Genomic DNA, 24,726 nt, shown 5'->3' with positions numbered 1-24,726 from the left:
TTCGGACCTTGGGAACAAAAACGCCGCCCGCTTAAATCAAGCGCAGGCGGCGGTCTTCCAGCCCCGGGAGGGAGATCGTAAAATCCCGATACAGGTCTGTATCAAAGCGGCGAGCCAAGGTTCATCTATTGGCGCTGCTGTTCTCTGAGCAAGAGATCAATCGCACGCCGAACGGCGGCGATCGCCTCCGCCCGGTTGAAGGCGATGCCCGTTCGGGGCGAGCGGCCATGCCGTTCAAACGACCATTTCCAGCCCGACGGATTGATGGTCTGGACGATCGTGTATTCAATCCCCTGATGTTCACTCGCCATCGTCACCCGCGTCGTGACAGGAGAGGCGTGCACCGGTGCTCTCGATCGCCCGGCAGTTCGGTCCGCGGCGGATGCGGCCGGCGCTGACGCAAGCAGGAGCGCCATTGTCCATACGGCGCGCTGCCTTCATGCCGAGGGTCTCATCGCTACCTGCTTCTGCTCGCCCAAAACGGCTTCTCGCCGGTCCAGGCCGGAAGAGAATCCCATTCAGACCAGCGCATGCGGCGTTCCTCATCTCCGACCTTCACGAAAACAAAGGGGGCATCGTCCCGGCCTGTTTTCGAGCCGACGAAGATCGCCGGAACTCCATAAGCGTCCCTGATGATTGCGGTGTTTGCCATTTCGGGCTCCCGTTTGGCTTGAACCGGCTGCCGCCCCGGGTTGCAGTTCGCACGCATGGTGAACGAATGACTTGCCTTACAAGAAGGCCGCAGCCGCGATCATAAGGACCCACATCAATTTGGTATGGGCCAGTCGCAGATTTCGAAATGTATGGCATCTGACATTTGACCGCCTTGGCTTGAGCGAAGGCGGGAGCGCGAGGCTCTCAGTCACCGATAACAGCCACGCAGCGCGCGGTGATGCCTGATGTGTAACAGTGTTCGCGTCAATTGGCGAGATCAATCTCGACCAACCGGCGCTCAGCTGCCCGGGCGAGCGCGCCACGAATTCGCCGTCCGGAAGCACACGCCCTAATGCGCCGCCCCAAGGCCGCTCTCCAGCCGCGTCGCGAACCAGCGCGACAGCGGCTCATCGACGACGCCGCTGACATAGACCTCCGACATCGTCACATGTTGCTTGTCCAGCACCAGCAGCACGCCGATCCAATAGGCGAACCAGACATGCGCGTCGGTCAGCGCCCTCAGCTTGTGCCGGTCGTGCTCCAGCGGCGTGTGATTGCTCGCCTTGCGGATCTCCACCGTGAGCAGATTGTTCGGAATCTCGCGCTGATGCACGACGACATCGGGGTAGATCGACTTGCCGAGATGGTCGTCGGTCGAGATGATGGTGCCGTGCGGCAGATGCAGCGTGCGCTCGCCGAGCCGGTCGTAATTGCAGTCGACCGACCAGCCGGCGAATTGCTTCTCCAGATACACGGCGAAGCGGTGCGTGACCGCGCGCTCGCCGACGTCCTTCTCGAACAGGAAGCCTTCGTGGGCATAGAAGTCCCTGACAGCCGCGATCACCTTGTTCAGCTCGGTCTGCATCGTGCCTCCGGGCTCATCACGCGGACTGCAAAGTGAGTAGCCCGGATGGAGCGTAGCGCAATCCGGGGTTCTCGCAAAACACTGGGAGCCCCGGATTACGCTACGCTCCATCCGGGCTACAAGAGGGCCGGAGTTCGCGGCGCGATCGACAGTCTTACATTTGCACTTCGATCAGCCGCGGCCCGGGCTCGGCGACGGCCTCGGCCAGCGCCTTGTTGAACTCGTCGGCATTGGTGACGGCGCGGCCGGGCACGCCCATGCCCTTGGCCAGCGCCACGAAATCGAGCGTCGGCCGGTCGAGCCGGAGCATGTCGTTGGCGCGCTGGCCCGGTTCGCCGGCGCCGACATTGTCGAACTCGCCGCGCAGGATCTGGTAGATGCGGTTGGCAAACACGATGGTGACGATGTCAAGGTTTTCGCGGGCCTGGGTCCACAGCGACTGGATGGTGTACATCGCGCTGCCGTCACCGACCATGCAGATCACCTTGCGGTCGGGACAGGCGATCGCGGCGCCGATCGACAGCGGGGTGGAGAAGCCGATCGAGCCGCCCATGTTCTGCAGCCAGTCGTGCGGGGCGGCCGCCGCCGTCGGCGGGAAGAAGGCGCGGCCGGTGGTGAGGGATTCGTCGACCAGGATCGCATTCTCGGGGATCGCATAGGCGATCGACTGCGCGATCGAGGCGTGGGTCAGGGCGCCGGTCGGCTTGAGCAACTCCTGCAAAGCCTGCGGCTTGACGTCCTTGGCGCTGGCCTTGACCGCGCCGGCGAGCGCTTCGAGCGCGGCGACCGAGTTCTCGCCCCAGGCCGTCATGCGATGCACGTCGCAGCCCTCGGGCCTGAGCACGCTCGGCTTGTTCGGATAGGCGAAGAACGCCACGGGATCGTCAGACTCGACCAGCACGATGTGACGGAACTTCGCCAGCATCGGCAGTGCCTGATCGATGACATAGTGGATGCGATCGATCGAGTAACGGCCGCGGCCGCGCGCCATCCTGGGCCGGAAGGTCGGGCCCATCACCGTGCAGCCGGTCTTGGCAGCAATGCGCTCGGCCAGCGCCAGGCCCTGCTCCGAGAGCGCGCTGCCGGTCATCAGCAAGAGCGTGCCCTCGCCGTCGCCATGGAGGATCTTTGCGGCCTGCTCGACCGCCTGCGGCGAATAGCTCGCGCGCTGCTGCTCGGCGGGCACCTCGGCGACGCCGTCGGCCTCGTTCCAGGCGGTGTCGGCGGGCAGGATCAGGGTCGCGATCTGCGGCGGCGCGCTCTTGGCGGCGGCAATCGCGGCGGCGCCGTCGGCGGCGACCGATTTGGCATCCGGCGAGGTGCGGACCCAGGACGACATCGGCCGGGCCAGGCCCTCGATGTCGGAGGTCAGCGGCGCGTTGAAGCCGATGTGGTAGACGGCGTGCTGGCCGACGATGTTGACGATACCGGAATTGGCCTTCTTGGCGTTATGCAGATTGGCAAGGCCGTTGGCGAGGCCGGGGCCGAGATGCAGCAGCGTCGAGGCGGGCGTGCCCTTCATGCGGAAATAGCCGTCGGCGGCGCCTGTCACCACGCCCTCGAACAGGCCGAGCACGCAGCGCATGCCGGGCACGCGGTCGAGCGCTGCGACAAAATGCATCTCGGAGGTGCCTGGGTTGGTGAAGCAGACATCCACCCCACCCTTGACCATCGTCCGCACCAGGCTTTCCGCACCGTTCATCCGCAAGCTCCCGCAATCGCCATATCCAGAGTTCCGTTTGATCAATCATTGTTCGCTCGCCCCGTCAAAGCAATAGGCGGCATCGCGGCCCTGCCCCGCGCGGGTTTGGCTAACGCTTTTCGGCAAATGGCATGGTTGCCGATTTGATAACGCCTATGCCGGACGATCTCCCTCACGGGGCCGTGGCTTGCGAAAAGCCCGCAAATATGGCCTGTGGCCTTGGTTGAATCGATTTTTTGCTGGGGGAAACAATGATCCGGTTTTTTGCCGCTCCGATTGCCGCCATCGCACTGCTGTCGGCCATGGCGGGCGGCGCACGCGCCGAAGAGTTCGACTCGCGCGACGTCATGGGCGGCGGCCCGAACTTCTTCCGCGGCGGCTCCAGCCCGATCCCCCGCACCACCGTCATGTACAACGGCAATTACGCCCCCGGCACGATCGTGGTGAACACCACGGAGCGCCGGCTGTATCTGGTGCTCCAGAACGGCCAGGCCTTGCGCTACGGCATCGGCGTCGGCCGCGACGGCTTCCGCTGGGGCGGGGTCCACAAGATCACCGCCAAGAAGGAATGGCCGGACTGGACGCCGCCGTCGCAGATGCTGGCCCGCCGCCCCGATTTGCCGCGGCACATGAAGGGCGGCATCGACAATCCGCTCGGCGCCCGCGCGATGTATCTGGGCTCGACGCTGTACCGCATCCACGGCTCGAACGAGCCGGAGACGATCGGCCAAGCGGTCTCCTCGGGCTGCTTCCGCATGACCAACGACGACGTCAGCGATCTCTATGGTCGCGTCGGGGTCGGCACCACGGTGGTGGTGCTGAACAATTAGTGCCGTACCGGCGGTGCGCTCCCTCTCCCGCAAGCGGGAGAGGTTGAGAACACCGGCAACCCGCAGGCCGCGTAAATCTGCGGACTTGTGCGCGCGGCGTGAATACGGCAGCGTCGCACGACGATGAGCGCATTGAACCCGTCCTCGGCTGCCCTTCGCGTCGCCCTGCTGGCGTTCACGGCGCTCGCTTATGCACCCGACGTCGCGGTCACCGCCGTCGCGGGCGAGTTGCCTGCGGTCGCCTCGCGCCAGCGTGCCGAGAAGAAGAGCTTTACCGACGGCGAGATCGTCGACGGATTCCTGAAGACGGCGTTCGGCGCCGAATATCACCTCGCCGGCCGCGTCGACCGCATCCGCAAGTTCGACGGACCGGTGCGCGTCTACGCCGAGAGCGACCGCGCCGACCGCAAGGCGCAGCTCGCAAGAGTCGTGGCCGACATCGGCAAGCGCGTGCAGCATCTCGACATCGCCATGATCGACAGCAATGAAGCGGCCAACGTGCGGGTGAAGCTGGTGCGCGACCGCGACCTGTTCCGCACCCTCACTAGCTTCTACGGCGCCGAGAAGGCGCGCGAGATCCGCTCTTCGCTCGATCCGCAATGCCTGTCCGGCTTCCGCAAGAACGACAATTTCGAGATCGAGCATTCCGACGTCATCCTCACCGTCGACAACGGCGATTTCACCTTCCTCGACTGCGCCTATGAGGAGCTGCTGCAATCGCTCGGGCCGATCAACGACACCGCGAGCGTGCCCTGGACCATGTTCAACGACAACGTCTCGATGGGCTATTTCGACGTCTACGACCAGTACATCCTCAATCTGCTGTACGATCCCCGCATCAAGGCAGGCATGACCGTGACCGAGGTCAAGGCGGTGCTGCCCACCGTGCTCGCGGATGTGCGCAGCTGGGTCAAGCAGGTGAATGATTTGAAGGATTGAGGTGCATGTTTCCCTCTCCCCTTGTGGGAGAGGGTGGCTCGCCGCGATAGCGGCGAGACGGGTGAGGGGTATGTGTCCGCGCGTTCAGCTCTCATCGCGTGCGCGGACAAATACCCCTCATCCGGCGCTTCGCGCCACCTTCTCCTACAAGGGGAGAAGGGAAGAAGAGAGAGCCTACTGCACCAGATCGGCCACTGTCGTCGCAGCCTTCAGGCCGGTGCCGGTGAGGACGGCGACCGTGGTCTCGTTCGCCTTGATCGCGCCTGCTGCGGCGAGCTTGTCGAGCGCCGCGGCTGCGCTGGCGCTGGTCGGTTCGGCGAACAGGCCCTGGCGCGCGAGACGGCGCAGCGCAGCGACGATCTCATCTTCCGTAAGCGCGACGGTGCCGCCGCCGCTCTCGCGCAACGCGGCGATGATCTCGCGCAGGCGCAGCGGGTGCTTGATGGCGGTGCCCTCGGCGATGGTCTTGGTCACATCGCGCGCGACGGGCGTGTCGACGCCGGCCTGAAAGCTCGCATCGATCGGCGAGCAATTGAGCGGCTGCGCCGCGAACAGCCGCGGCAGCTTCGATATCTGCCCGGCCTTCAGCAGCTCGCGGAAGCCGAAGGCGCAGCCGAGCAGGCTCGAGCCGGCGCCGACGGGGACGATGACGTTGTCGGGCGCGCGGAAGCCGAGATCTTCCCAGATCTCGTAGGCGAGCGATTTGGTGCCTTCGAGGAAAAAAGGCTGCCAATTATGGCTGGCATAGAAGGTCTGGCTCGACTGGCGGATGGCTTCCGCCTCGGACTCCTCGCGCGGGCCTTCGACGAGTTGCACCGTCGCGCCATAAGCACGCACCTGCGCGATCTTGGCGGGCGAGGTCGAAGCCGGCGCGAGAATCTTCACGCGCATGCCGCCGGCCGCGCCGAGCCCGGCCATCGACGAGCCGCCATTGCCGGAGGAGTCTTCGAGAATGGCATCGACCCCGATCTGGCGCAGGAAGGACAGCATCACGGAAGAGCCGCGGTCCTTGAAGCTGCCGGTCGGGTTGAACCATTCGAGCTTGAACAACGGCCGCAACTCGCCCCAATCCTGCTGAACCAGCGGCGTGCAGCCCTCGCCGAGCGAGATCGGATTTGCGATCTCGACCGGCAGCGCCGCGCGATAGCGCCAGAGCGAGCGCGTGCGGCCGTCGATGTCCTCGCGCGAGATACCCGCCCCCGGCGTCACCAGCAGCGGCGTGCGCTCGTCCGAGCACCAGCGCGGCTGGTCGAGCGGGTAGAGCTGTCCGTTGCGGGGGTCGATGTAGCTGGCGGGCATGGGGGATCTCCGAGGCGGGCTGATGCGGTCGATATGTCCGAATATGAAGGTTTTATCCAGTCGCCCGTTGGAACGCCGGCGGCGCCCCCGCCCCTTCAAAAATTCAAGCGATTACATAGATATACGCCGTAATGCGGCGTGCTTCGCCGATCGGATGAGCGCCGGAGCGGCCTCTGCACCGCCTGCCACGATTAACTTGTCTGTCGCCTCTCGCCGCTACACTATGTTGGATTGAGCTTGCGTCGCCGGTGGCGGCGCGACCGAGCCAGGCCCGTCCGAGCGGCGGGCCGTTGGTTTTTTGGGAGTTTGGTCATGAGCCGCGCGAACCGTACCGACCACATCCGCCTGACTTCGCATCCGGAGCCGGGCAGGACAGCCGCCTTCCCGATCCATTGGGGCGCCACGGACGCACGCGCGCGAGGGCCGGTCATCGGAACGGTGTCGCGCGCCGGCGATCGCAACGTGATCGGCAGCCATGGCGGATCCTATGCGATGTACCGCGCGCTCGCGGTGTCCGCAGGCGCGCTCGATCCGATCCGGCGGCCCGACCTCACCAACACGTTTCCGGCCGCGACCATCGGGCCGTTCGAGCAATGGCGCGATCCCGCCAAGATCGTCGCGCTCGATCCCTGGGGGCATCTGGTCGCGGAGAATTTCGGCAAGGAGATCGCCGAGGGATCCGACATCCGCCCCAGCATCGCGGTGACGCGGGCACGGCTCGACCTGCCCGAGATTCGCGAGGCGCTCGCCGCAAAGCGGTTGCGCGCCGACGGCGAGGTCGTGCACGCCAATGGCAGCGTCTCCGTGGTGAAGATCGCGATCGATCCGGTGTGGTACCTGCCCGGCCTTGCCGAGCGCTTCAAGACCAACGAGACCGAGCTGCGCCGCACACTGTTCGAACAGACCGCCGGCATGTTCCCCGAGCTCGTCACGCGTCCGGACATGAAGGTGTTCCTGCCGCCGATCGGCGGCACCACCGTCTACATGTTCGGCGACGTGACCAAGCTGCCGGACCATCGCACCAAGATCACCTGCCGCGTGCATGACGAGTGCAACGGCTCCGACGTGTTCGGCTCCGACATCTGCACCTGCCGGCCCTATCTGATCCACGGCATCGAGGAATCCGCGCGCGGGGCGCAGGAGGGTGGGCTCGGGCTCGTGATCTACAATCGCAAGGAAGGCCGCGCACTCGGCGAGGTCACCAAATTCCTGGTCTACAACGCGCGCAAGCGCCAGGAGGACGGCGATGCAGCCGCGGCCTATTTCGAGCGCACCGAATGCGTCGCCGGCGTCCAGGACGCGCGCTTCCAGCAATTGATGCCGGATACGATCCACTGGCTCGGCCTGAAGCGCATCGACCGCTTCCTGTCGATGAGCGACATGAAGCACGATGCGCTGACCTCACAAGGCATCGACATCGTCGAGCGGGTGCCGATCCCGCTGGAGCTGATCCCGGCCGACGCCCATGTCGAGATCGCGGCGAAGAAGGCCGCCGGCTATTACTCCACCGACATCGCGCCCGAGAAGGACGTGGACGGCGTCGTCGGGCGTTCGCTGGAAAAATATTGATCACGCGATGGCGGACGCTTTGGAATTGCAGGCACGCTCGCTGCTCACCGCAGATGCGGTGCGCGTGCGGGCCGGGCAGATGCTTCAGGTCGGCCTTGCCGGCGGCTTGAGCCACTTCACGATCGATCTCGACCGCATGGACGGCGTCGCGGAGGCCGTGCTCGCGGTGACGCGCAAAGCCTATCCGACGCTGGAGATTCCGTTCCACGCGCGCTGGCGGCACTTTGTGCTCGGCGGCGTTGACCGCTGGGCGGGGCTGGCCGACGCGACCTCGTGGCCGGATCGCGCCGCGCGGGCGCGGGCCGAGTTCGACCTCGCCATCGTCAGCGTGCTGCTTGATGCCGGCGCGGGTGCGGCGTGGCGATATCGCGATGCCGTGACGGGCGAAAGCATCGGCCGGTCCGAGGGGCTCGCGATCGCAAGCCTCGACATGTTTGCGAGCGGCCTGTTCTCGGGTGACGCGCGCGCGCCGTTCAGGGCGGATGCGGACGTGCTGGCAAAGCTGCCGCTCGCCGCACTCACCTCAGCCTTTCAGGCGAGCGAAGCCAATCCGCTGCTCGGGCTGGAAGGTCGCACCGACCTGCTGCGGCGTTTGGGCAGGCAGGTCGCGGAGCACGCCGATGTGTTCGGTCTGCACGATACGCCGCGGCCCGGCGGATTGTTCGACTACATCGCAGCCCAAGCGGTAGACGGCGCCATTGCCGCGCCCGCGATCCTGTCGGCGGTGCTGAACCAGCTCGGGCCGATCTGGCCGTCGCGGCTGGAACTATCAGGCATTCCGCTCGGCGATTGCTGGCGCCATCCGGCGATCAACACGGACGGCCTCGTGCCGCTGCACAAGCTGTCGCAATGGCTGAGCTACTCGCTGATCGAACCGCTGCAGCGCGCAGGCTACGACGTCACGGACATCGACGGCCTCACCGGCCTTGCCGAATACCGCAATGGCGGCCTGTTCGTCGATCACGAGGTGTTGCGGCTGCGCGACGCCGCGGATGCCGAGCGCGCGCATGCGGTGGATTCGCTGCTGGTCGTGGAATGGCGCGCGCTGACGGTGGCGCTGCTGGATCGGCTCGCCGAACTGGTTCGCGCAAAACTCGGTCGTTCGCCGGAGACCTTGCCGCTCGCCAGCATTCTGGAAGGCGGCACCTGGGCCGCCGGCCGCGCCATCGCGTTTGCACGCCGTCCCGATGGTTCACCGCCGCTCAAGGTGATCAGCGACGGTACGGTTTTCTAATCCCTCTCCCCTTGTGGGAGAGGGTGGCTTCGCGACAGCGAAGCCGGGTGAGGGGTTCTCTCCGCGGGCTCATCTCTCACTGGAGTTTGCGGAGACGACCCCTCATCCGGCGCTTTGCGCCACCTTCTCCCACAAGGGGAGAAGGGAAGAAGAGAGCAACCGATCATGGAAGGCGTCACGATCGTCGATCATCCGCTGGTGCAGCACAAGCTGACGCTGGTGCGGGACAAATCGATCTCGACAAAGTCGTTCCGCGAGCTGATCAAGGAGATCGGCATGCTGCTCTGCTACGAGGTGACGCGCGATCTGCCGCTCACCGATACCGTGATCGAGACGCCGCTGGCGACGATGCACTCGGCCAAGATCGCCGGCAAGAAGCTGGTGTTCGTGCCGATGCTGCGCGCCGGCACCACCTTCGTCGACGGCATGATGGATCTGGTGCCGACCGCGCGTGTCGCCCATATCGGGCTCTACCGCGAGCCGCACAGCTTTGCCGCGGTCGAGTATTTCTTCAAGTCGCCGTCGGATCTCAGCGAGCGCCTCGCCATCGTGGTGACGCCTGTCGTCGCGACCGCCAACACGGCCGTGGCCGCCATCGACCGGCTCAAGGAGCGCGGCGCGAAGGATATCCGCCTCGCCTGCCTGATCGCAGCGCCGGAAGGGTTGGAACGGCTGCGCGGATTGCATCCTGATGTGCCGATCTGGACGGCGGCCGTGGACGAAGGTCTCGACGAGACCGGCTTCATCGTACCGGGCCTCGGCGACGCCGGCGACCGCGCCTACGGGACGCGGTAGGGCGTCTCCATCGCGGCGACGTCGGAGCAAGCGCCTCATCCTTCGAGACGACCGCTGCGCGGTCTCCTCAGGATGAGGCTGAGTTGCCCAGGATTCTGTTGAAATCGCTCCGCATACTCCGCCCTCATCCTGAGGGCCCGTCGTAGACGGGCGTCTCGAAGCATGGCTACGGACGAGATTCTCGCAGCTCAAATCTTCCCGCTGCCGCAGATCAGCTTCAGCGACTGCCATTCCTTGTCGGTCAGCAGCGGCGGGCCGGAGGCCGGGCGATCCTCTTTCGTCATCCGCGCGAGGCGGTCTTCGGTCAGCGGGTGGCTGGCGAGGATCGTCGTGAGCTTCGAGCCGCCCTCCTTGCCGGTGATGCGGTACATCAGCTCAAAAGCTGGCTTCGGCGAGCGGCCGAGCTTGTGCATGATCTCGATCGCGAATGTATCGGCAGCGGTTTCGGCCTCGCGTGAGTAGGAGGCCTCCACCACGCTGCGCGAGGCGAAGATCACGGCAGACGAGCCGGTGACGTCGCCGAACAACAGGCCGATCAGGAACGATGTGCCGCCATTGTAGATCAGCCCGCGCATGTTGTCGTAATGCTTGAGATGGCCGAGCTCGTGGGCGAGGATGCCGGCAAGCTCGTCGGGGTTCTCCGCCTTGTCGAGCAGGCCCCTCAGCACGTAGACCTTGCCGCCGGGCAGCGCGAATGCGTTCGGCACCGCGGTCGGCAGCACGCCCGCCGTCATGGAATCGTCGTCGAGGCCGGCGGCATCGCGCAGGCGGTTGACCAGCTTGGTGAACGCGGCCTTGCCGGCGGGGTCTTCGCACACGCTGCGGCCGAAGATGGTCTTCACCTGGACTTCGGAGGCATCGCCGATGCGCCGCTCGATCGGTTTTGGCACCAGCGGCGCGAGACGGTCGGCGGCGAGCGGCACACCGAACAGCACGACGCAGACGATGGAGACGGCAGCGGCCACCGACCAGCCGACGATCCTTGCGACGCCGCGGCGCGAGGTCCGGTGCTCGTCGAGATGGGTGCAGCGGACGGTCACGTCGGCGGCGAGCGCTGCGTCGCGGATCTCGAGCCGCGCCAGCGGCGGCGCCGTGATGCACGCCAGGCGCAAGATCCCGGCCGGACTGTCGGCGCGGCGGATATCGGCATAGGCCCAGCGAACCGGCGCCTCGCCCTCCTCGAGGATCTCGAGCGCATCGGCGAGCGCCAACGTCACCTGCCGTCTTCGGCTCGACGTGCCGTCGAAGAAGATGGTCGGCTTGGCGGACTGCGCCGGCGCCTCGGCAAACAAGTCACTCACAGCTCAGAATCCCGCGACATCGAGCCCGTCGGCAAAACCTTCGCCGAGCGCGCTGGCAAGCTGGCCGCTGCCGCGCACGTCCGCCGCGGCAGCGATGTCGTGCACCTCGACGGTCTCCAGCACCTTGGCCCAGAGATCGCGCTGAAGATAGACCCGCATGACGATGTTGACCGCAAGGGCGACGGCGAAATAGCCGAGGACCATCAACACCAGCATCGGGATGCTCCTGGCGGTGTTGTCGGAGCCGAACACCTGATCGGCCGGAACGCCGCTCAGCCGGACCACCAGCAAGGCGCTGCCGCCGAGATAGGCGGAGAAAACCATCGAGAGCAGTATCCACCAGCCGATCACCTTCCAGTACAGGCCGTAGAAGGCGTCGTGCGGCAGGTCGGAGGACAGGCTGACGCCGCCGATGCGGATGCCGTCGAGCCACCAGCGCCATTCGCGCGCCTTGAAGTCGGCATAGACGAACGGCGCGAGCGGGAAAATCAGCAGCGCGATCGGGCTGAGCAGCCACAGCCACCAGGCGCGCTTGAAGAAGGTCCAGCCGTCGCCCTCGAAATCGCCGCGGAGATCGCCGTAATGGGTGTGCTGCATCTTGTAGCGTTCGAGCGAGGCCGCACGCCAGGGCAGCGCCAGGCCGAGCGTCAGCAGCACGAGCAGGCCCCACGCCATGGCGCGGAACGAATAGGCCCAGCCCGAGCCGTCCATCCAGAAGCGGACACCGCGCCAGACCGTGCGCGTCAGCCGGTAACGTCGCGCGCGAAAGATCGCGAACTGGCCGAAGGCGTAAAAGCTGATGAACAGCGGCGTCGAGGCAAAGCCCTGCCAGCGCTCGAACTCGATGCCAACAAGGAAGTAGGCGAGGTAGATCGGCACCAGGATCGCGAGCGCGAACAGGAAGCCGACCAGAAGCTCCTTGGCCCGGCCGGTATATTCGGCGGCATCGCCGTCGATCGCGGTGTTCGCCCAAAGATGACGGCGGACGTCGGTGACGAGCCAGAACCGGTAGAAGCCGAAGGTGACGAGCTCCAGCATGGCACCTTTGGTGACCATTTTCCGGAACTCGGAACGGTTGCCGGTAAAGTCGACCCGCGTCGGCGGCAGCGGCGGAGGCAGGGGTTCGGAGCCGATCGGGGTCCATTGCATGTCGTTCACGGCGGCAACCTCGGGATGCGGTCTTGGTTGGGTCAAACTATAGATCAGAGCTTGGTCGGTCCCCAAGATAGCGGGGTTCGATTTACCTCGATTCCAGTCGGTTTCTGGCACGATTCCGTCGTCAAGCGGTGTGCGGAGGGTCACGTTGATGAGGTTCGTAGCCCAGTCCTGTAGCCCGGGTGAGCGGAGCGATACCCGGGAACGCCGCGAGCAAAGTCCCGGATGTCGCTTCGCTCATCCGGGCTACGCATCCACCCTGTCGCAAGGCTGGATGTGGCAAAACTCTCCCTTGCTCCGGCGCAGACAACCGGCTGTAATTGCAAATCAAATACCGCAGCGCAGAATTCAACGAGAACGCGCGGTGCGTGCCAGGGAGAACGGTCATGCATGGGACCATCGAGAGCGCGGCCAAGCTCGACGCACTTCGCGAGCGCGCCAATTCACTGCCGCTGGAGCAATTCGATCCGGGCGATCCGGAATTGTTCAGGACCGATACGTTCTGGCCGTATTTCGATCGGCTACGCCGGGAAGATCCCGTGCATTATTGCAAGGACTCGATGTTCGGGCCGTATTGGTCGGTGACGCGCTACAACGACATCATGGAGATCGAGACCAACCATTCGGTGTTCTCGTCGGCCTCCTCGCTCGGCGGCATCACCATCCGCGACATCGATCCGGACCTGCGCCGCGAGAGCTTCATCTCGATGGACCCGCCGCGCCATGCCGCGCAGCGCAAGACCGTCGCGCCGATGTTCACGCCGACGCACCTGGACAATCTCGCTCTCAACATCCGCAAGCGTTCGGCCGAGTGCCTGGACAATCTGCCGCGCGGTGAGGTGTTCGACTGGGTCGACCGGGTCTCGATCGAACTGACGACGCAGATGCTGGCGGTGCTGTTCGACTTTCCCTGGGAGGACCGCCGCAAGCTGACGCGCTGGTCGGACATCGCCACCACGATTCCCGGGCCCGACGGCCTCGTCGCAACCGAAGACGAGCGGCAGGCCGAATTGGCCGAATGCGCCGGCTATTTTGCGCGGCTGTGGAAGGAGCGCGTCGCGCAGCCGCCGAAGAGCGACCTGCTCTCGATGATGGCGCATGGCCCCGCGACGCGCGACATGGACGCGAAGAATTTCCTCGGCAATCTCGTGCTTTTGATCGTCGGCGGCAACGACACCACGCGCAACACCATGTCGGGCTCGCTGCTCGCGCTGAGCCAGCATCCGGAGCAATACCGCAAGCTGCGCGAAAACCCTGATCTGCTCGACAGCTTCGTCCCCGAAGTGATCCGATGGCAGACGCCGCTGGCCCACATGCGGCGCACCGCGCTCGCCGATTTCGAGTTCCGCGGCAAGCAGATCAAGAAAGGTGACAAGGTCGTGATGTGGTACGTCTCGGGCAACCGCGACGAGGAGGCGATCGAGAAGCCCTACGACTTCATCATCGACCGTGCACGCCCGCGCACGCATCTGTCCTTCGGCTTCGGCATCCACCGCTGCGTGGGCCTGCGCCTTGCCGAACTCCAGCTCAAGATAATTTGGGAGGAAATCCTTAGGCGTTTCGACCATATTGAAGTGGTCGGCGAGCCCAAGCGGGTCTATTCGAGCTTCGTGAAGGGCCTGGAAGAGCTGCCGGTGAAGATTGCGGCGTGAGTTTGAGCTATAACGGCGGGGGATGCTGCGGCTCCCTCTCCCGCTTGCGGGAGAGGGTTGGGGAGAGGGTCTCTCCGCAATGGGACAGCCCCCGAGAGGATAGAACCCTCTCCCGCGCTTCGCGCGACCTCTCCCGCAAGCGGGAGAGGTAAGACAACAACTGGAGCCACGACGATGAACATCCAAACGCCGGTTAAAGTGGACAAGGCCGAACGCATGCGCAAGGCGCGCGAAGAGGCCTATGCGACGCCCTTGTCGCAATTCCACCCCGGCGCGCCGCGGCTGTTCCAGGACGACACGCTGTGGCCCTGGTTCGAAAGGCTGCGCAACGAAGAGCCGGTGCATTATTGCACCAATGCGCGGATCGAACCCTATTGGTCGGTGGTGAAGTACAACGACATCATGCATGTCGACACCAACCACGGCATCTTCTCCTCGGACTCGACGCTCGGCGGAATCGCGATCCGCGACGTGCCGCCCGGCTACGACTATCCGAGCTTCATCGCGATGGACCAGCCAAAGCACTCGTCGCAGCGCAAGACGGTGTCGCCGATGTTCACCCCGACCCATCTGGACGAGCTGGCCAAGCTGATCCGGCAACGCTCGCAGACCGTGCTCGACAATCTGCCGCGCAATGAGACCTTCAACTTCGTCGAGCGCGTCTCGATCGAGCTGACGACGCAGATGCTGGCGACCCTGTTCGACTTCCCCTGGGAGGAGCGGCGCAAGCTGACGCGCTGGTCCGACGTTTCGACCGCGCTGCCCAAGAGCGGCATCGTCGCCTCCGCCGAAGAGCGCCGCCGCGAGATGGACGAGTGCTACGCCTACATGTCGAAGCTGTGGAACGAGCGCGTCAACTCGGCGCCGCGCAACGATCTGCTGTCGCTGATGGCGCACAACGACGCCACGCGCCACATGGACCCCGACAATCTCATGGGCAACATCATCCTGCTCATCGTCGGCGGCAACGACACCACGCGCAACACCATGACCGGTTCGGTGCTGGCGCTGAGCGAGAACCCGGACCAGTTCGACAAGCTCCGCGCCAATCCTGAGCTCATCGATTCCATGGTGCCCGAGGTGATCCGCTGGCAGACGCCGCTGGCGCATATGCGGCGCACCGCGTTGCAGGACACCGAGATCGGCGGCAAGCAGATCAAGAACGGCGATCGCGTGGTGATGTGGTACGTCTCCGGTAACCGCGACGAGGAGATGTTCGACAAGCCGAACGAGTTCATCATCGACCGCCCGCGCCCGCGCACTCATCTCTCCTTCGGCTTCGGCATCCATCGCTGCGTCGGCATGCGCCTCGCCGAGCTGCAGCTCAGAATCGTCTGGGAAGAGATGCTGAAGCGCTTCGACCGCATCGAAGTCGTCGGCGAGCCGAAGCGGATCTATTCGAGCTTCATCAAGGGCTACGAGACGCTGCCGGTGCGGATTCCGGGGTAGGCTCTCGCTGAGAGCAGGTAGCCGCCGCTCAAACTCCGCTGTCATGCCCCGCGCAGGCGGGGCATCCAGTACGTCGCGGCCCCTCGATTCCAACCGCGCGGCCTCTGGAATACTGGATTGCCCGCCTTCGCGGGCAATGACAGCTGAGAATGGCGCGAAGAGCTAGCCCAGCTATAGAATTCCGGCATGACAGCTCGCGCCAGATGCGAAGGCAGGGCTGCGCCCGGTTGGTCTACGACACCAGCGCATCTAACTCAATTTGATGTCCCACACACCGTCCTTGCGGCAGGCCGCGACTTCCTCGCGCAGGAGTGCGGTGACGGCCAGAGACGCCGTCGAGACCGGGCGGTCGATCGGAGAAGCGAAAATGAGCTCGCGCGTCATCGGCTTCGAGACTGCCGTCGTCTCCAGCCTTCCGTCCGCGACCTCGCCATGGACCGACGACGGCGGCAGCAGTGCGAAGCCGAGGCCCTCCTCGACCAGGCTCGTCAGCACGCGGAACGAATCCGCCTCCAATTGGACGTTGAGCTTGATCTTGCGCTGGGCCGCAGCGTGCTCGATCAGCGCGCGGAGGCCGTGCGAGTGAGAGGGCAGCACCAGCCGCTGCCGCAGCAGCCAGCCGATGTCGACGCTCTTCTTGCGGGCAAGGCCGCAGCCGCGCGGGCCGACCGCGACGATGTTGTCGCGCCCGAGACTCTCCACGTTGAGATGCAGATCGGCGGAGCGGCCGTAGAGGATGCCGAGATCCATCTCGCCGCGGTGCAGCCATTCGACCAGATGACCGCTGTAGCTCTCGACGATGCGCAGCGAGATGCCGGGAAATTTTTCGACGCAGCGCCGTGCGAAGCGCGCCGACAACACGCAGCTCACGGTCGGGACGAGGCCGAGCACGACCTGCCCGGACGGCGGCCCCTGCGACGACTGGATGTCGTCGCGGATCTGGTCGATCTGTCGGACGATGCCGGAGGTGCGCGCCAGCAAGAGACGGCCCGCTTCCGTCAGCACCATGCCGCGGCCGTTGCGGGTGAACAGCTCGGTGCGCAACTCGTGTTCCAAGAGCTTGATCTGCCTGGAGAGCGCCGGCTGCGCCACGCGCAGCGTGTCGGAGGCCTTGGACAGGCTGCCGAGCTCGGCCACGCAACTGAAGGTCCTGAGCTGACGAAAATCCATGCTTGCCAATCCTGGAAGGCTATTCCATACGCTATAACAAATAAGCATAGGGGGCTGGCGTTGTTTCCACAACGCCTCGGGATCGGCCGGCGTTATCTTGACTGCCGCTAGAGAATTGGAAACGCCATGAGCGAAGAACACCACACCGAAGATTACGCCGACATCCGCGACGCCGTCGCAAAACTCTGCGCGCAGTTTCCCGGCGAATATTGGCGCAAGCTCGATCGTGAGATGGCCTATCCCAAGGCGTTCGTCGACGCGCTCACTGAGGCCGGCTATCTCTCGGTGCTGATCCCCGAGGAATATGGCGGCGCGGGCCTGAAGCTGTCCGCGGCAGCCGCGATCCTGGAGGAGATCCAGCGCGCGGGCTGCAACGGCGGCGGCTGCCATGCCCAGATGTACACGATGGGCACGGTGCTCCGGCACGGCAACGCCGAGCAGAAGGCAAAGTACCTGCCGAAGATCGCAAGCGGCGAATTGCGCCTGCAGGCGTTCGGCGTCACCGAGCCGACCAGCGGCACCGACACCTCGTCGCTGAAGACCTTCGCCCGCAAGGAGGGCAACGACAGCTACATCGTCAACGGCCAGAAGATCTGGACCAGCCGCGCCGAGCATTCGGACCTGATGGTGCTGCTGGCGCGCACCACGCCGAAGGAGCAGTCCAAGAAGCGCACCGATGGCCTCTCCGTGTTCATCGTCGACATGCGCGAGGCCAAGAACAACGGCCTCGAGATCCGCCCGATCCGCACCATGATGAACCACGCCACCACCGAAGTGTTCTTTACCGACATGAAGGTGCCGGCGGAGAATTTGATCGGCGAGGAGGGCAAGGGCTTCCGCTACATCCTCTCCGGCATGAATGCCGAGCGCATCTTGATCGCGGCCGAGTGCGTCGGCGACGCCAAATGGTTCATCGCCAAGGCGACGAACTACGCGAAAGAGCGCAGCGTGTTCGGCCGGCCGATCGGCCAGAACCAGGGCATCCAGTTCCCGATCGCCAAGGCTTACGCTTCGATGCGCGCCGCCGAACTGATGGTGAAGGAAGCGACCCGCAAATACGAGGCCGGGCTCGACTGCGGCGCCGAGGCCAACATGGCGAAGATGTTGGCGGCAGACGCGTCCTGGGAAGCGGCGAACGCCTGCATCCAGACCCATGGCGGCTTCGGCTTTGCCGAGGAATACGACGTCGAGCGCAAATTCCGCGAGACGCGGCTGTATCAGGTCGCGCCGATCTCGACCAATCTCGTGCTGTCCTTCGTCGCCGAGCACGTGCTCGGCATGCCGCGCTCGTATTGAGGCCACCATCATGGGAGCACTTGACGGGATCAGGGTAATTGCGGTCGAACAGGCGGTGGCGGCGCCGTTCTGCTCCTCGCGGCTGGCGGATGCCGGCGCCGAGGTGATCAAGATCGAACGGCCCGAGGGCGATTTCGCCCGCGGCTATGACGCAGCGGCCAAGGGCCAGAGCAGCTATTTCGTCTGGCTGAACCGCGGCAAGCAATCGGCCGTGGTCGATCTCGCGACGAAAGAGGGCTGCGCCGAGCTGGAAAAGCTGATCGCGAGCGCCGACGTGCTGATCCAGAACCTCAAGCCAGGCTCGATGGACAAGCTCGGCTTCTCGCGCGAGCGCTTGCTGAAGGACTATCCAAGACTGATCTCCTGCACCATCACCGGCTATGGCGACGAAGGTCCCTACGCCAACCGCAAGGCCTATGATCTCCTGATCCAGGCCGAGAGCGGCCTTGCCTCGATCACCGGAAATCCCGACGGCGCCTCGCGCGTCGGCATGTCGATCGTGGATGTCGCAACCGGCGCCACCGCGCATGCGGCGATCCTGGAGGCGCTGATCGCGCGGGGGCGCACCGGGAAGGGCGCCGATATCCGCATCTCCATGTTCGACGTGATGGCGGACTGGTGCACCGTGCCGCTGCTCAATTCCGAGGCCGGCAATCCGCCCAAGCGCATGGGCCTGCGCCACCCCTCGATCGCGCCCTATGGCGTGTTCACCTCGAAGGACGGCAAGGACATCCTGATCTCGATCCAGAGTGAGCGCGAGTGGAAGACGCTGTGCACGAAGGTGCTGGATCAGCCCGATCTGCCCGCCGATCCCCGCGTCGCCAACATGGTCGAGCGCGTGCGCAACCGCGACTTCACCGACACGACAGTGGCGGAGGCGTTCGGCAAGATGACGCGCGACGAGCTGCTCAAGCGGCTGTCGGACGCCGACATCGCCTTTGCCGAGGTCAACACCATGGCCGATCTCACCAGGCACCCGCATCTGCGCCGCATCGAAGTCGACACGCCGAACGGTCGCGTCAGCTATCCCGCGCCGGCACCGATCATCGTCGGCGAGACGCGGAGCTACGGCGCCGTGCCCGCGATCGGCGAAAAGCCCCAATCAAGGAAGTAACAGAGCGAGGCGTCATGACCGAGAAGCTCGACATCGATCATTTGCGGCAATGGATTGGCCGCAGCACGGAGGCCACCGACATCGTCACCTCGCAGCTCGTGACGGGCCTGCGCGCGACGCTGTTCCAGGAGGTTGGCGAGCCCAAAAAGGGTGACGCCGCGCCGTTCACGGTGCATTGGTGCCTGGCGCAGCCGGTGTTTCCAATGTCGATGCTCGGGCCCGACGGCCACCCGACCCGCGGCGGCTTCCTGCCGCCGGTGCCGCTGCCGCGCCGGATGTGGGCCGGCGGCGAGATCGAATTCCTGCAGCCGCTGCAGGTCGGCGACGAATCGACCCGGACCTCGCGCATCGCCGACGTGCAGGTAAAATCCGGTTCGACCGGCACGCTGTGCTTCGTCTCGGTCGAGCACAGCATCTCCTCGCCGCGCGGCACCGCCATCCGCGAGCGGCAGGACATCGTCTATCGCGAGATGACCGGCAGCGCGCCGGTGAGCGCCAAGGCCCCGCCTCCGCCGCCGAAGGCGCAACATCGCGAGACCCATGTCTCGGATCCCGTGCTGCTGTTTCGTTATTCCGCGCTGACCTTCAACGGCCACCGCATCCATTACGACCGCGACTACGTCACCAAGGTCGAGGGCTATCCGGGCCTGATCTTCCACGGGCCCTTGCAGGCGGCGCTGATCATCGAGATGGCGGCAAAGCTGCACGGCGGCAAGGCGCCGAAGAAGTTTACCTATCGCGGCCTGCAGCCGCTGTTCGAGGGTAGCGAGTTCTCGGTGAACGCCAACGAGACCGCTGATGGCATGGAGCTGTGGACCGCGAATGCGGAGGGCCAGCCGACGATGAAGGGCACGGCGGTGTGGTAGCCATCGCTCTCTCCTCGTCATTGCGAGCGTAGCGAAGCAATCCAGAATCTTTCCGCTGAGGCAGTCTGGATTGCTTCGCTGCGCAATGACGGGTGGGGCTGATACCGGCGATAAACAACAGGGGACGGAAACCAATGGCCAAAAACGGCAAGAGCGGCAGCAGATCCGTCACCGTGAAGCAGGCAACGCTCGACCTGCTGCGCGCGTTCGGCATCACGAAAGTGTTCGGCAATCCCGGCTCAACCGAGCTGCCGTTTCTCTCCGACTGGCCCGACGACATCGACTACGTGCTGGCGTTGCAGGAGGCCAGTGCGGTCGGCATGGCCGATGGCTATGCGCAGGCCACGCGCAACGCCGGCTTCGTCAACCTGCATTCGGCCGCCGGCGTCGGCAACGCGCTCGGCAACATCTACACCGCGCATCGCAACCAGACGCCGCTGGTGATCACCGCCGGCCAGCAGGCACGCTCGATCCTCCCCCTGCAGGCGTTCCTCTATGCCGAGCGTGCCTCGGAGTTTCCGCGGCCTTACGTCAAATACAGCGTCGAGCCGGCGCGGCCCGAGGACGTGCCGGCCGCGATCGCGCGCGCCTATTACACCGCGATGCAGCCGCCATGCGGGCCGACCTTCGTCTCGATCCCGGTCGACGACTGGGCGCATGCCTGCGCGCCGGTCGAGGCGCGCACGGTCAGCCGCGAGATCGGACCCGAGCTCGACGCGATGAAGGCGCTGGTCGCCGCACTCGGCTCAGCAAAGCGCCCTGCCCTCGTCGTCGGCCCCGGAATCGATCGCGCCGGCGCGGTCGATCTGATGGTGCGCGTCGCCGAGAAGGCGAAGGCGAGCGTCTGGGTCAGCCCGTTCTCGGCGCGCTGCTCGTTCCCCGAGCGGCACCCGCAATTCGCAGGCTTCCTGCATGCTTCGCCGGCGCAGCTCTCCGATGCGCTGCGCGAACACGATCTCGTCGTCGTCATCGGCGCGCCGGTGTTCACCTTCCACGTCGAGGGCCATGCCGCGATCTTCGACGGCGGCGCGACGATCTTCCAGATCACCGACGATCCGGATGCCGCGGCGGTGACGTCATCAGGCACCAGCATCATCGCCACTATGAAGCCGGCGCTGAATTTGCTGCTCGAGCTGCTGCCCGAGAGCAAGCGCGCCACGCCAAAGGGCCGCACGCTGCCGCCGGCGCCGCAGGCCGCCGATCCGCTGCCGGTCGAGTTCCTGCTGCATGCGCTGTCGCAGGCGATGCCCGACGACGCCTCGCTCGTCGAGGAAGTCCCTTCGCACCGGCCGGCGATGCAGAAATTTCTACCGATGCGCGGCCAGGACAGCTTTTACACCATGGCGAGCGGCGGCCTCGGCTACTCCCTGCCCGCCGCGGTCGGCATGGCGCTCGGCAAGCCAAAGCAACGCACGGTGTGCCTGATCGGCGACGGCTCGGCGATGTATTCGATCCAGGCATTGTGGACCGCCGCGCAGCGCAAGCTGCCGCTCACCGTGGTCGTCATCAACAATTCGGGCTACGGCGCGATGCGCTCGTTCAGCCAGGTGATGCAGGTGAGGAATGTGCCCGGGCTGGAGCTGCCGGGGATCGATTTCGTGCGGCTCGCCGAAGGCATGGGCTGCCATGCGGTGCGAGTGACAAAGGCGGCGGAGCTCGGCGAGGCGCTGAAGCGCGGGATGGCGTTCGAGGGAACGAACCTGGTGGAGGTCGTCGTGGATTCGGCGGTGCCGGTGCTGTACGGGCAGAAGCATTGAGGCGCGCGTAGCCCGCATGAGCGCAGCGACATGCGGGAACACTCTCCCGGATATCGCTGCGCTCATCCGGGCTACGGCATCACGACGCCAAAAATCCCCCGTCTGCCGCCAGCACGTGGCCGACCACATACGACGACGCGTCCGACGACAGCCACACCACGGCTTCCGCTACCTCCTCCGGACTGCCCATCCGCCGCAGCGGCAGGCCGGCGCTCACCGTCGCGATGTCGCCGACGCCGGCGCGCAGCATCATGTCGGTGACGACGCGGCCGGGCGCGATGGCGTTGATACGGATGCCGCGCGGGGCGTTCTCCATCGCCGCCGAACGGGTCAGCGAGATCGCGGCGGCCTTGGAGGCCGAGTAGAGCGAGAAGCCGGGATTGGGATTGCGCACGCCGCTGACGGAGGCGTTGACGACGATGCTGCCGCGCCCTTGTGCCAGCATCGCCGGCAACTGATGACGCAGGCACAGGAACAGCGCGCGGACATTGGTGTCGAACACGCTGTCGTAGATATCCGTGCCCTGCTCTTCCAGCGGTGCGCGGCGCTCCTGGAAGCCGGCATTGTTGAAGGCGACGTCGATCCGGCCGCAGCGTTCGATCGCGGTGCGCACGAGACGCGCGACGTCGTCCTCGCGCGTGATGTCGGTCTTGAGCGCGATCGCCTCGGTGCCGAGCTCACGGCATGAAGCGGCGGTCGCCTCGATCTCGGCTTCGCGCCGGCCAGCAACGATGATCGCCTCGGCGCCTTCGCTCGCCATCCGCAGCGCGGTGGCGCGGCCGATGCCGCTGCCGCCGCCGGTCACCAGGCAGACCTTGCCCGTCATCCGCGTCCCCGCCGGCAATGCTCCGCTCATGGTCCACTCCAAAACGCTTGCGCGCGCCGTTGCACGCATATAGTTGTATGATACAACTATATGCCGGGAGTCAAGATGGCCGAGCTTGCCTTGATCGACGACATTCGCGCCGCCTCGCGTCTGATGGTGCGCGAGCTCGGCTTCATGGACGCGACGGTGGCGGCTTCGGACTATCCGCCCTCGGCCGTGCACACCATCCTGGAGATCGGCATCCGCGGCCCGATGAATTCGGGCGAGCTCGGCGATTTCCTGCGGCTGGAAAAATCCAGCGTTAGCCGCCTGGTGCGTAAACTGGTCGATTGCGGCGAGCTCAGGGAGACGCCGGATGAGAGCGACGCACGCAGCAAGAGGCTGTCGCTGACGGCGAAGGGCCGGCGCACGTTGGATGCGCTGCACGCATTCGGCCGGCAGCAGGTGCGCGGCGCGCTGGCGGAGTTGACGGAAGCCGAACAGCGCAAGGTGCGTGAGGGAATGATGCTCTATGCGCAGGCGTTGCGGGCGAGCCGGGTGGGGGATGAGGCGGTGGTGTAAGCTGTACTCACGGTGTCATCGCCCGCGAAGGCGGGCGATCCAGTACTCCGTGACATCAGTGATTCAATCGATGAGCTGCGGCGTACTGGATGCCCCGCTTTCGCGGAGCATGACAGCGTCAATCGCAGCAACAGCCTCCGCTACTTCCCGAACTCTTCCCGCATCCTGGCCTGGATCTTGGCCATGCCGCCGAGCCAGCGGTCGTAGTTCTCGGTCTTCCTGCGCATGTAGCCGAGCACCTGCGGGTGCGGCAGGATCAGGAAGGTCTCCTGCGCGAGCCCGGCGAGCACGTCTTTGGCGACCTGCTCCGGCGTGAGGTCGCCGTCGCCGGATTGCGGGCCTTTCGGGATCGAGCGCAGCATGTTGGTGTCGACGCCCTGCGGGCAGAGGATCGAGACCTTGATGTTGTCGGCCTTGTGCGAGATCGCGAGATTCTCGGCAAAGCCGACCGCGGCGTGCTTGGTCGTCGAATAGGCCGGGCTGCCGACCTGGGACAGCAGGCCAGCGGCCGAGATGGTATTGAGGAAATAGCCGCCGCCGCGCGCCTTCATGCGCGGGATCAGATGCCGCGCCGCATAGACATGGGCCATGACGTGGATCGCCCAGCTGCGCTGCCAGGGCTCGTCGGAGGCGCCGCCGGCATTGACCGACATCGGATCGAAGCCGCCGCCGATGCCGGCATTGGAGCAGAACAGATCGATGGGCCCGAACTGACGCTCGGTCTCCGCGATGACATGCGCGATGTCCTTTTCCTGCGCGACGTCGCATTTGAAGGCCGCGCCATCCACCATCGCCGCCACCGCCCGCGCGTTGGCGGCGTCCATGTCAGCGACCACGACCTTGGCCGCGCCCGCATTGTGAAACGCCTCGCACAGCGCCTTGCCGATGCCGTTGGCGCCGCCCGTGACGACCACGACCTTGCCGGTCACCTGCATGCGACGTCTCCTCTTGTCCCGCTTTAGACCGCGCCGCTTATTCCGCCGCGCGGTTCCTGCTCAGCTCAACACGAGGTCGAGCACCGCGGTATAATGGCATGCCGCGCCGGCCAAGACAAAGCCGTGCCAGATCGCGTTCTGGAAGCGCAGCCGCCGCCAGGCGTGGAAGATCACGCCGAAGCTGTAGAGCAGGCCGCCCGCGAGGATGAAGCCCAGCACCAGCGCGGGCAGCGCCTTGACCACGGCGTCGTAGAGCATCACGCCGCTCCAGCCCATCGCGAGATAGATGCCGACCGCGACGCGGTCGAACCGGCCGGGACAGCGAAGCTTCAGCACGATGCCTAAAATTGCCACGCACCAGACGCAGACGAGCAGCGCCAGCGCGAATCCGCTGTCCTTCAGCTCCAGGATGAACGGCGTATAGGTCGCGGCGATCAGCAGGTAGATCGCCGAATGGTCGAACCGCCGCAGCAGCCATTTGACCGGCGAGACCGGCCAGAGATTATAGGTCGCCGACAGCACCAGCATCGAGAGCAGGCCGGCGACGTAGATCGAAACGCCGACGATATCGGTCGTGTCGGCATAGACCGCCGCAAGCACCACGAGGACGGTGGCGGCGATGATCCCGGACAGCACACCAATCGCGTGGATGATGCCGTCGGCGATCAGCTCGGCGCGGTCGTAGTTCCAGCCGATCGCATCCGCGGCGGCGTGGACGGAGCTGGATGCGAACTCTTTCAGGTGGAAGACGGTCATG

23 protein-coding genes are annotated in these 24,726 nt (G+C 65.4%); 12 read left to right on the top strand and 11 right to left on the bottom strand.

Annotation, left to right across the window (positions count from 1 at the left end):
- Window positions 1-125: 125 nt before the first annotated feature.
- The 4 genes from CIT40_RS06965 to CIT40_RS06950 form a co-directional block, all read right to left on the bottom strand.
- Entirely contained in the window at window positions 126-311 is a 186-nt protein-coding gene (locus CIT40_RS06965; protein WP_148667173.1) for a hypothetical protein, read from the bottom strand.
- 146 nt (window positions 312-457) lie between these two features.
- Window positions 458-652: a hypothetical protein gene (locus tag CIT40_RS06960; RefSeq protein WP_094891662.1), complete on the bottom strand. Its 195-nt coding sequence runs from the start codon at window positions 650-652 to the stop codon at window positions 458-460.
- A 351-nt stretch (window positions 653-1,003) separates the two neighbouring features.
- Window positions 1,004-1,519 (bottom strand): hypothetical protein, encoded by a 516-nt coding sequence (locus tag CIT40_RS06955; protein WP_094891661.1) that lies wholly within the window; start codon window positions 1,517-1,519, stop codon window positions 1,004-1,006.
- A gap of 154 nt (window positions 1,520-1,673) precedes the next feature.
- Window positions 1,674-3,221: an acetolactate synthase large subunit gene (locus tag CIT40_RS06950; RefSeq protein WP_094891660.1), complete on the bottom strand. Its 1,548-nt coding sequence runs from the start codon at window positions 3,219-3,221 to the stop codon at window positions 1,674-1,676.
- Window positions 3,222-3,472: 251 nt separating this feature from the next.
- Between CIT40_RS06950 and CIT40_RS06945 the strand changes: the two genes are divergently transcribed.
- Together CIT40_RS06945 and CIT40_RS06940 are read left to right on the top strand one after the other, a co-directional pair.
- On the top strand, window positions 3,473-4,051 hold the full coding sequence (locus CIT40_RS06945; RefSeq protein WP_094891659.1) for a L,D-transpeptidase: 579 nt from the start codon (window positions 3,473-3,475) through the stop codon (window positions 4,049-4,051).
- Window positions 4,052-4,174: 123 nt separating this feature from the next.
- Window positions 4,175-4,990, top strand: coding sequence for a DUF2927 domain-containing protein (locus tag CIT40_RS06940; RefSeq protein ID WP_094891658.1), 816 nt, complete (start codon window positions 4,175-4,177; stop codon window positions 4,988-4,990).
- Between the two features lie 174 nt (window positions 4,991-5,164).
- Here CIT40_RS06940 and CIT40_RS06935 read toward each other — a convergent pair whose 3' ends face one another.
- Window positions 5,165-6,289: a threonine synthase gene (locus tag CIT40_RS06935; RefSeq protein ID WP_094891657.1), complete on the bottom strand. Its 1,125-nt coding sequence runs from the start codon at window positions 6,287-6,289 to the stop codon at window positions 5,165-5,167.
- A gap of 312 nt (window positions 6,290-6,601) precedes the next feature.
- Here CIT40_RS06935 and CIT40_RS06930 point away from each other — a divergent pair, with 312 nt between their 5' ends.
- The 3 genes from CIT40_RS06930 to upp all read left to right on the top strand — a co-directional run bounded on the left by CIT40_RS06930 (window position 6,602) and on the right by upp (window position 9,887).
- Window positions 6,602-7,858 carry a GTP cyclohydrolase II gene (locus CIT40_RS06930; RefSeq protein WP_094891656.1) on the top strand — a complete coding sequence of 419 codons (1,257 nt, stop codon included), beginning with the start codon at window positions 6,602-6,604 and terminating at the stop codon, window positions 7,856-7,858.
- A gap of 7 nt (window positions 7,859-7,865) precedes the next feature.
- Complete coding sequence (locus CIT40_RS06925) at window positions 7,866-9,092, top strand: URC4/urg3 family protein (protein WP_094891655.1); 1,227 nt, start codon at window positions 7,866-7,868, stop codon at window positions 9,090-9,092.
- Between the two features lie 165 nt (window positions 9,093-9,257).
- The gene (upp, locus tag CIT40_RS06920; RefSeq protein WP_094891654.1) at window positions 9,258-9,887 is read left to right on the top strand and encodes a uracil phosphoribosyltransferase; all 630 of its coding nucleotides are present in this window, start codon (window positions 9,258-9,260) and stop codon (window positions 9,885-9,887) included.
- Between the two features lie 188 nt (window positions 9,888-10,075).
- On the opposite strand, the gene CIT40_RS06915 is transcribed toward upp, so the two are convergent.
- Entirely contained in the window at window positions 10,076-11,188 is a 1,113-nt protein-coding gene (locus tag CIT40_RS06915; RefSeq protein ID WP_094891653.1) for a M48 family metallopeptidase, read from the bottom strand.
- Window positions 11,189-11,191: 3 nt separating this feature from the next.
- On the bottom strand, window positions 11,192-12,346 hold the full coding sequence (locus CIT40_RS06910; protein ID WP_094891652.1) for a DUF898 family protein: 1,155 nt from the start codon (window positions 12,344-12,346) through the stop codon (window positions 11,192-11,194).
- Between the two features lie 383 nt (window positions 12,347-12,729).
- Between CIT40_RS06910 and CIT40_RS06905 the strand changes: the two genes are divergently transcribed.
- Both CIT40_RS06905 and CIT40_RS06900 read left to right on the top strand, forming a co-directional pair.
- The gene (locus tag CIT40_RS06905) at window positions 12,730-13,995 is read left to right on the top strand and encodes a cytochrome P450 (protein WP_094891651.1); all 1,266 of its coding nucleotides are present in this window, start codon (window positions 12,730-12,732) and stop codon (window positions 13,993-13,995) included.
- A 174-nt stretch (window positions 13,996-14,169) separates the two neighbouring features.
- Entirely contained in the window at window positions 14,170-15,444 is a 1,275-nt protein-coding gene (locus CIT40_RS06900; RefSeq protein WP_094891676.1) for a cytochrome P450, read from the top strand.
- 249 nt (window positions 15,445-15,693) lie between these two features.
- Here the strand turns inward: CIT40_RS06900 and CIT40_RS06895 are convergent, their stop codons facing one another.
- Window positions 15,694-16,614: a LysR substrate-binding domain-containing protein gene (locus tag CIT40_RS06895; protein WP_094891677.1), complete on the bottom strand. Its 921-nt coding sequence runs from the start codon at window positions 16,612-16,614 to the stop codon at window positions 15,694-15,696.
- 126 nt (window positions 16,615-16,740) lie between these two features.
- Here CIT40_RS06895 and CIT40_RS06890 point away from each other — a divergent pair, with 126 nt between their 5' ends.
- The 4 genes from CIT40_RS06890 (at window position 16,741) to mdlC (ending at window position 21,647) form a co-directional block, all read left to right on the top strand.
- Complete coding sequence (locus CIT40_RS06890; RefSeq protein ID WP_094891678.1) at window positions 16,741-17,910, top strand: acyl-CoA dehydrogenase family protein; 1,170 nt, start codon at window positions 16,741-16,743, stop codon at window positions 17,908-17,910.
- 10 nt (window positions 17,911-17,920) lie between these two features.
- The gene (locus tag CIT40_RS06885) at window positions 17,921-19,024 is read left to right on the top strand and encodes a CaiB/BaiF CoA transferase family protein (RefSeq protein ID WP_094891679.1); all 1,104 of its coding nucleotides are present in this window, start codon (window positions 17,921-17,923) and stop codon (window positions 19,022-19,024) included.
- A gap of 14 nt (window positions 19,025-19,038) precedes the next feature.
- Window positions 19,039-19,890, top strand: coding sequence for an HTD2 family dehydratase (locus CIT40_RS06880; RefSeq protein ID WP_094891680.1), 852 nt, complete (start codon window positions 19,039-19,041; stop codon window positions 19,888-19,890).
- A 134-nt stretch (window positions 19,891-20,024) separates the two neighbouring features.
- On the top strand, window positions 20,025-21,647 hold the full coding sequence (gene mdlC, locus CIT40_RS06875) for a benzoylformate decarboxylase (RefSeq protein WP_094891681.1): 1,623 nt from the start codon (window positions 20,025-20,027) through the stop codon (window positions 21,645-21,647).
- Window positions 21,648-21,726: 79 nt separating this feature from the next.
- On the opposite strand, the gene CIT40_RS06870 is transcribed toward mdlC, so the two are convergent.
- Entirely contained in the window at window positions 21,727-22,503 is a 777-nt protein-coding gene (locus tag CIT40_RS06870) for an SDR family NAD(P)-dependent oxidoreductase (RefSeq protein WP_094891682.1), read from the bottom strand.
- A 75-nt stretch (window positions 22,504-22,578) separates the two neighbouring features.
- On the opposite strand from CIT40_RS06870, the gene CIT40_RS06865 reads away from it, so the two are divergent.
- On the top strand, window positions 22,579-23,034 hold the full coding sequence (locus tag CIT40_RS06865; protein WP_162307384.1) for a MarR family winged helix-turn-helix transcriptional regulator: 456 nt from the start codon (window positions 22,579-22,581) through the stop codon (window positions 23,032-23,034).
- A gap of 140 nt (window positions 23,035-23,174) precedes the next feature.
- Here the strand turns inward: CIT40_RS06865 and CIT40_RS06860 are convergent, their stop codons facing one another.
- Both CIT40_RS06860 and trhA read right to left on the bottom strand, forming a co-directional pair.
- On the bottom strand, window positions 23,175-23,969 hold the full coding sequence (locus tag CIT40_RS06860; RefSeq protein WP_094891684.1) for an SDR family oxidoreductase: 795 nt from the start codon (window positions 23,967-23,969) through the stop codon (window positions 23,175-23,177).
- 60 nt (window positions 23,970-24,029) lie between these two features.
- Window positions 24,030-24,725, bottom strand: coding sequence for a PAQR family membrane homeostasis protein TrhA (gene trhA, locus CIT40_RS06855; protein ID WP_094891685.1), 696 nt, complete (start codon window positions 24,723-24,725; stop codon window positions 24,030-24,032).
- Between the last annotated feature and the right edge of the window lies 1 nt (window position 24,726).

The sequence above is a fragment of the Bradyrhizobium amphicarpaeae genome, assembly GCF_002266435.3.
GTDB lineage: Bacteria > Pseudomonadota > Alphaproteobacteria > Rhizobiales > Xanthobacteraceae > Bradyrhizobium > Bradyrhizobium amphicarpaeae.
Note: the sequence above shows the minus strand (reverse complement) of the source record. Positions and strands in the feature narration are given on the sequence as shown.

Excerpts from the sequence above, each read along its gene's own strand:
- CIT40_RS06895 (WP_094891677.1), bottom strand. The coding sequence starts at position 16,614 with ATGGATTTTCGTCAGCTCAGGACCTTCAGTTGCGTGGCCGAGCTCGGC.
- CIT40_RS06870 (WP_094891682.1), bottom strand. The coding sequence starts at position 22,503 with ATGAGCGGAGCATTGCCGGCGGGGACGCGGATGACGGGCAAGGTCTGC.
- CIT40_RS06950 (WP_094891660.1), bottom strand. The coding sequence starts at position 3,221 with ATGAACGGTGCGGAAAGCCTGGTGCGGACGATGGTCAAGGGTGGGGTG.
- CIT40_RS06900 (WP_094891676.1), top strand. The coding sequence starts at position 14,170 with ATGAACATCCAAACGCCGGTTAAAGTGGACAAGGCCGAACGCATGCGC.
- CIT40_RS06885 (WP_094891679.1), top strand. The coding sequence starts at position 17,921 with ATGGGAGCACTTGACGGGATCAGGGTAATTGCGGTCGAACAGGCGGTG.
- CIT40_RS06905 (WP_094891651.1), top strand. The coding sequence starts at position 12,730 with ATGCATGGGACCATCGAGAGCGCGGCCAAGCTCGACGCACTTCGCGAG.
- CIT40_RS06935 (WP_094891657.1), bottom strand. The coding sequence starts at position 6,289 with ATGCCCGCCAGCTACATCGACCCCCGCAACGGACAGCTCTACCCGCTC.
- CIT40_RS06940 (WP_094891658.1), top strand. The coding sequence starts at position 4,175 with ATGAGCGCATTGAACCCGTCCTCGGCTGCCCTTCGCGTCGCCCTGCTG.
- CIT40_RS06865 (WP_162307384.1), top strand. The coding sequence starts at position 22,579 with ATGGCCGAGCTTGCCTTGATCGACGACATTCGCGCCGCCTCGCGTCTG.
- CIT40_RS06945 (WP_094891659.1), top strand. The coding sequence starts at position 3,473 with ATGATCCGGTTTTTTGCCGCTCCGATTGCCGCCATCGCACTGCTGTCG.
- CIT40_RS06860 (WP_094891684.1), bottom strand. The coding sequence starts at position 23,969 with ATGCAGGTGACCGGCAAGGTCGTGGTCGTCACGGGCGGCGCCAACGGC.
- CIT40_RS06965 (WP_148667173.1), bottom strand. The coding sequence starts at position 311 with ATGGCGAGTGAACATCAGGGGATTGAATACACGATCGTCCAGACCATC.
- mdlC (WP_094891681.1), top strand. The coding sequence starts at position 20,025 with ATGGCCAAAAACGGCAAGAGCGGCAGCAGATCCGTCACCGTGAAGCAG.
- CIT40_RS06880 (WP_094891680.1), top strand. The coding sequence starts at position 19,039 with ATGACCGAGAAGCTCGACATCGATCATTTGCGGCAATGGATTGGCCGC.
- CIT40_RS06960 (WP_094891662.1), bottom strand. The coding sequence starts at position 652 with ATGGCAAACACCGCAATCATCAGGGACGCTTATGGAGTTCCGGCGATC.
- CIT40_RS06890 (WP_094891678.1), top strand. The coding sequence starts at position 16,741 with ATGAGCGAAGAACACCACACCGAAGATTACGCCGACATCCGCGACGCC.
- upp (WP_094891654.1), top strand. The coding sequence starts at position 9,258 with ATGGAAGGCGTCACGATCGTCGATCATCCGCTGGTGCAGCACAAGCTG.
- CIT40_RS06955 (WP_094891661.1), bottom strand. The coding sequence starts at position 1,519 with ATGCAGACCGAGCTGAACAAGGTGATCGCGGCTGTCAGGGACTTCTAT.
- CIT40_RS06925 (WP_094891655.1), top strand. The coding sequence starts at position 7,866 with ATGGCGGACGCTTTGGAATTGCAGGCACGCTCGCTGCTCACCGCAGAT.
- CIT40_RS06930 (WP_094891656.1), top strand. The coding sequence starts at position 6,602 with ATGAGCCGCGCGAACCGTACCGACCACATCCGCCTGACTTCGCATCCG.
- trhA (WP_094891685.1), bottom strand. The coding sequence starts at position 24,725 with ATGACCGTCTTCCACCTGAAAGAGTTCGCATCCAGCTCCGTCCACGCC.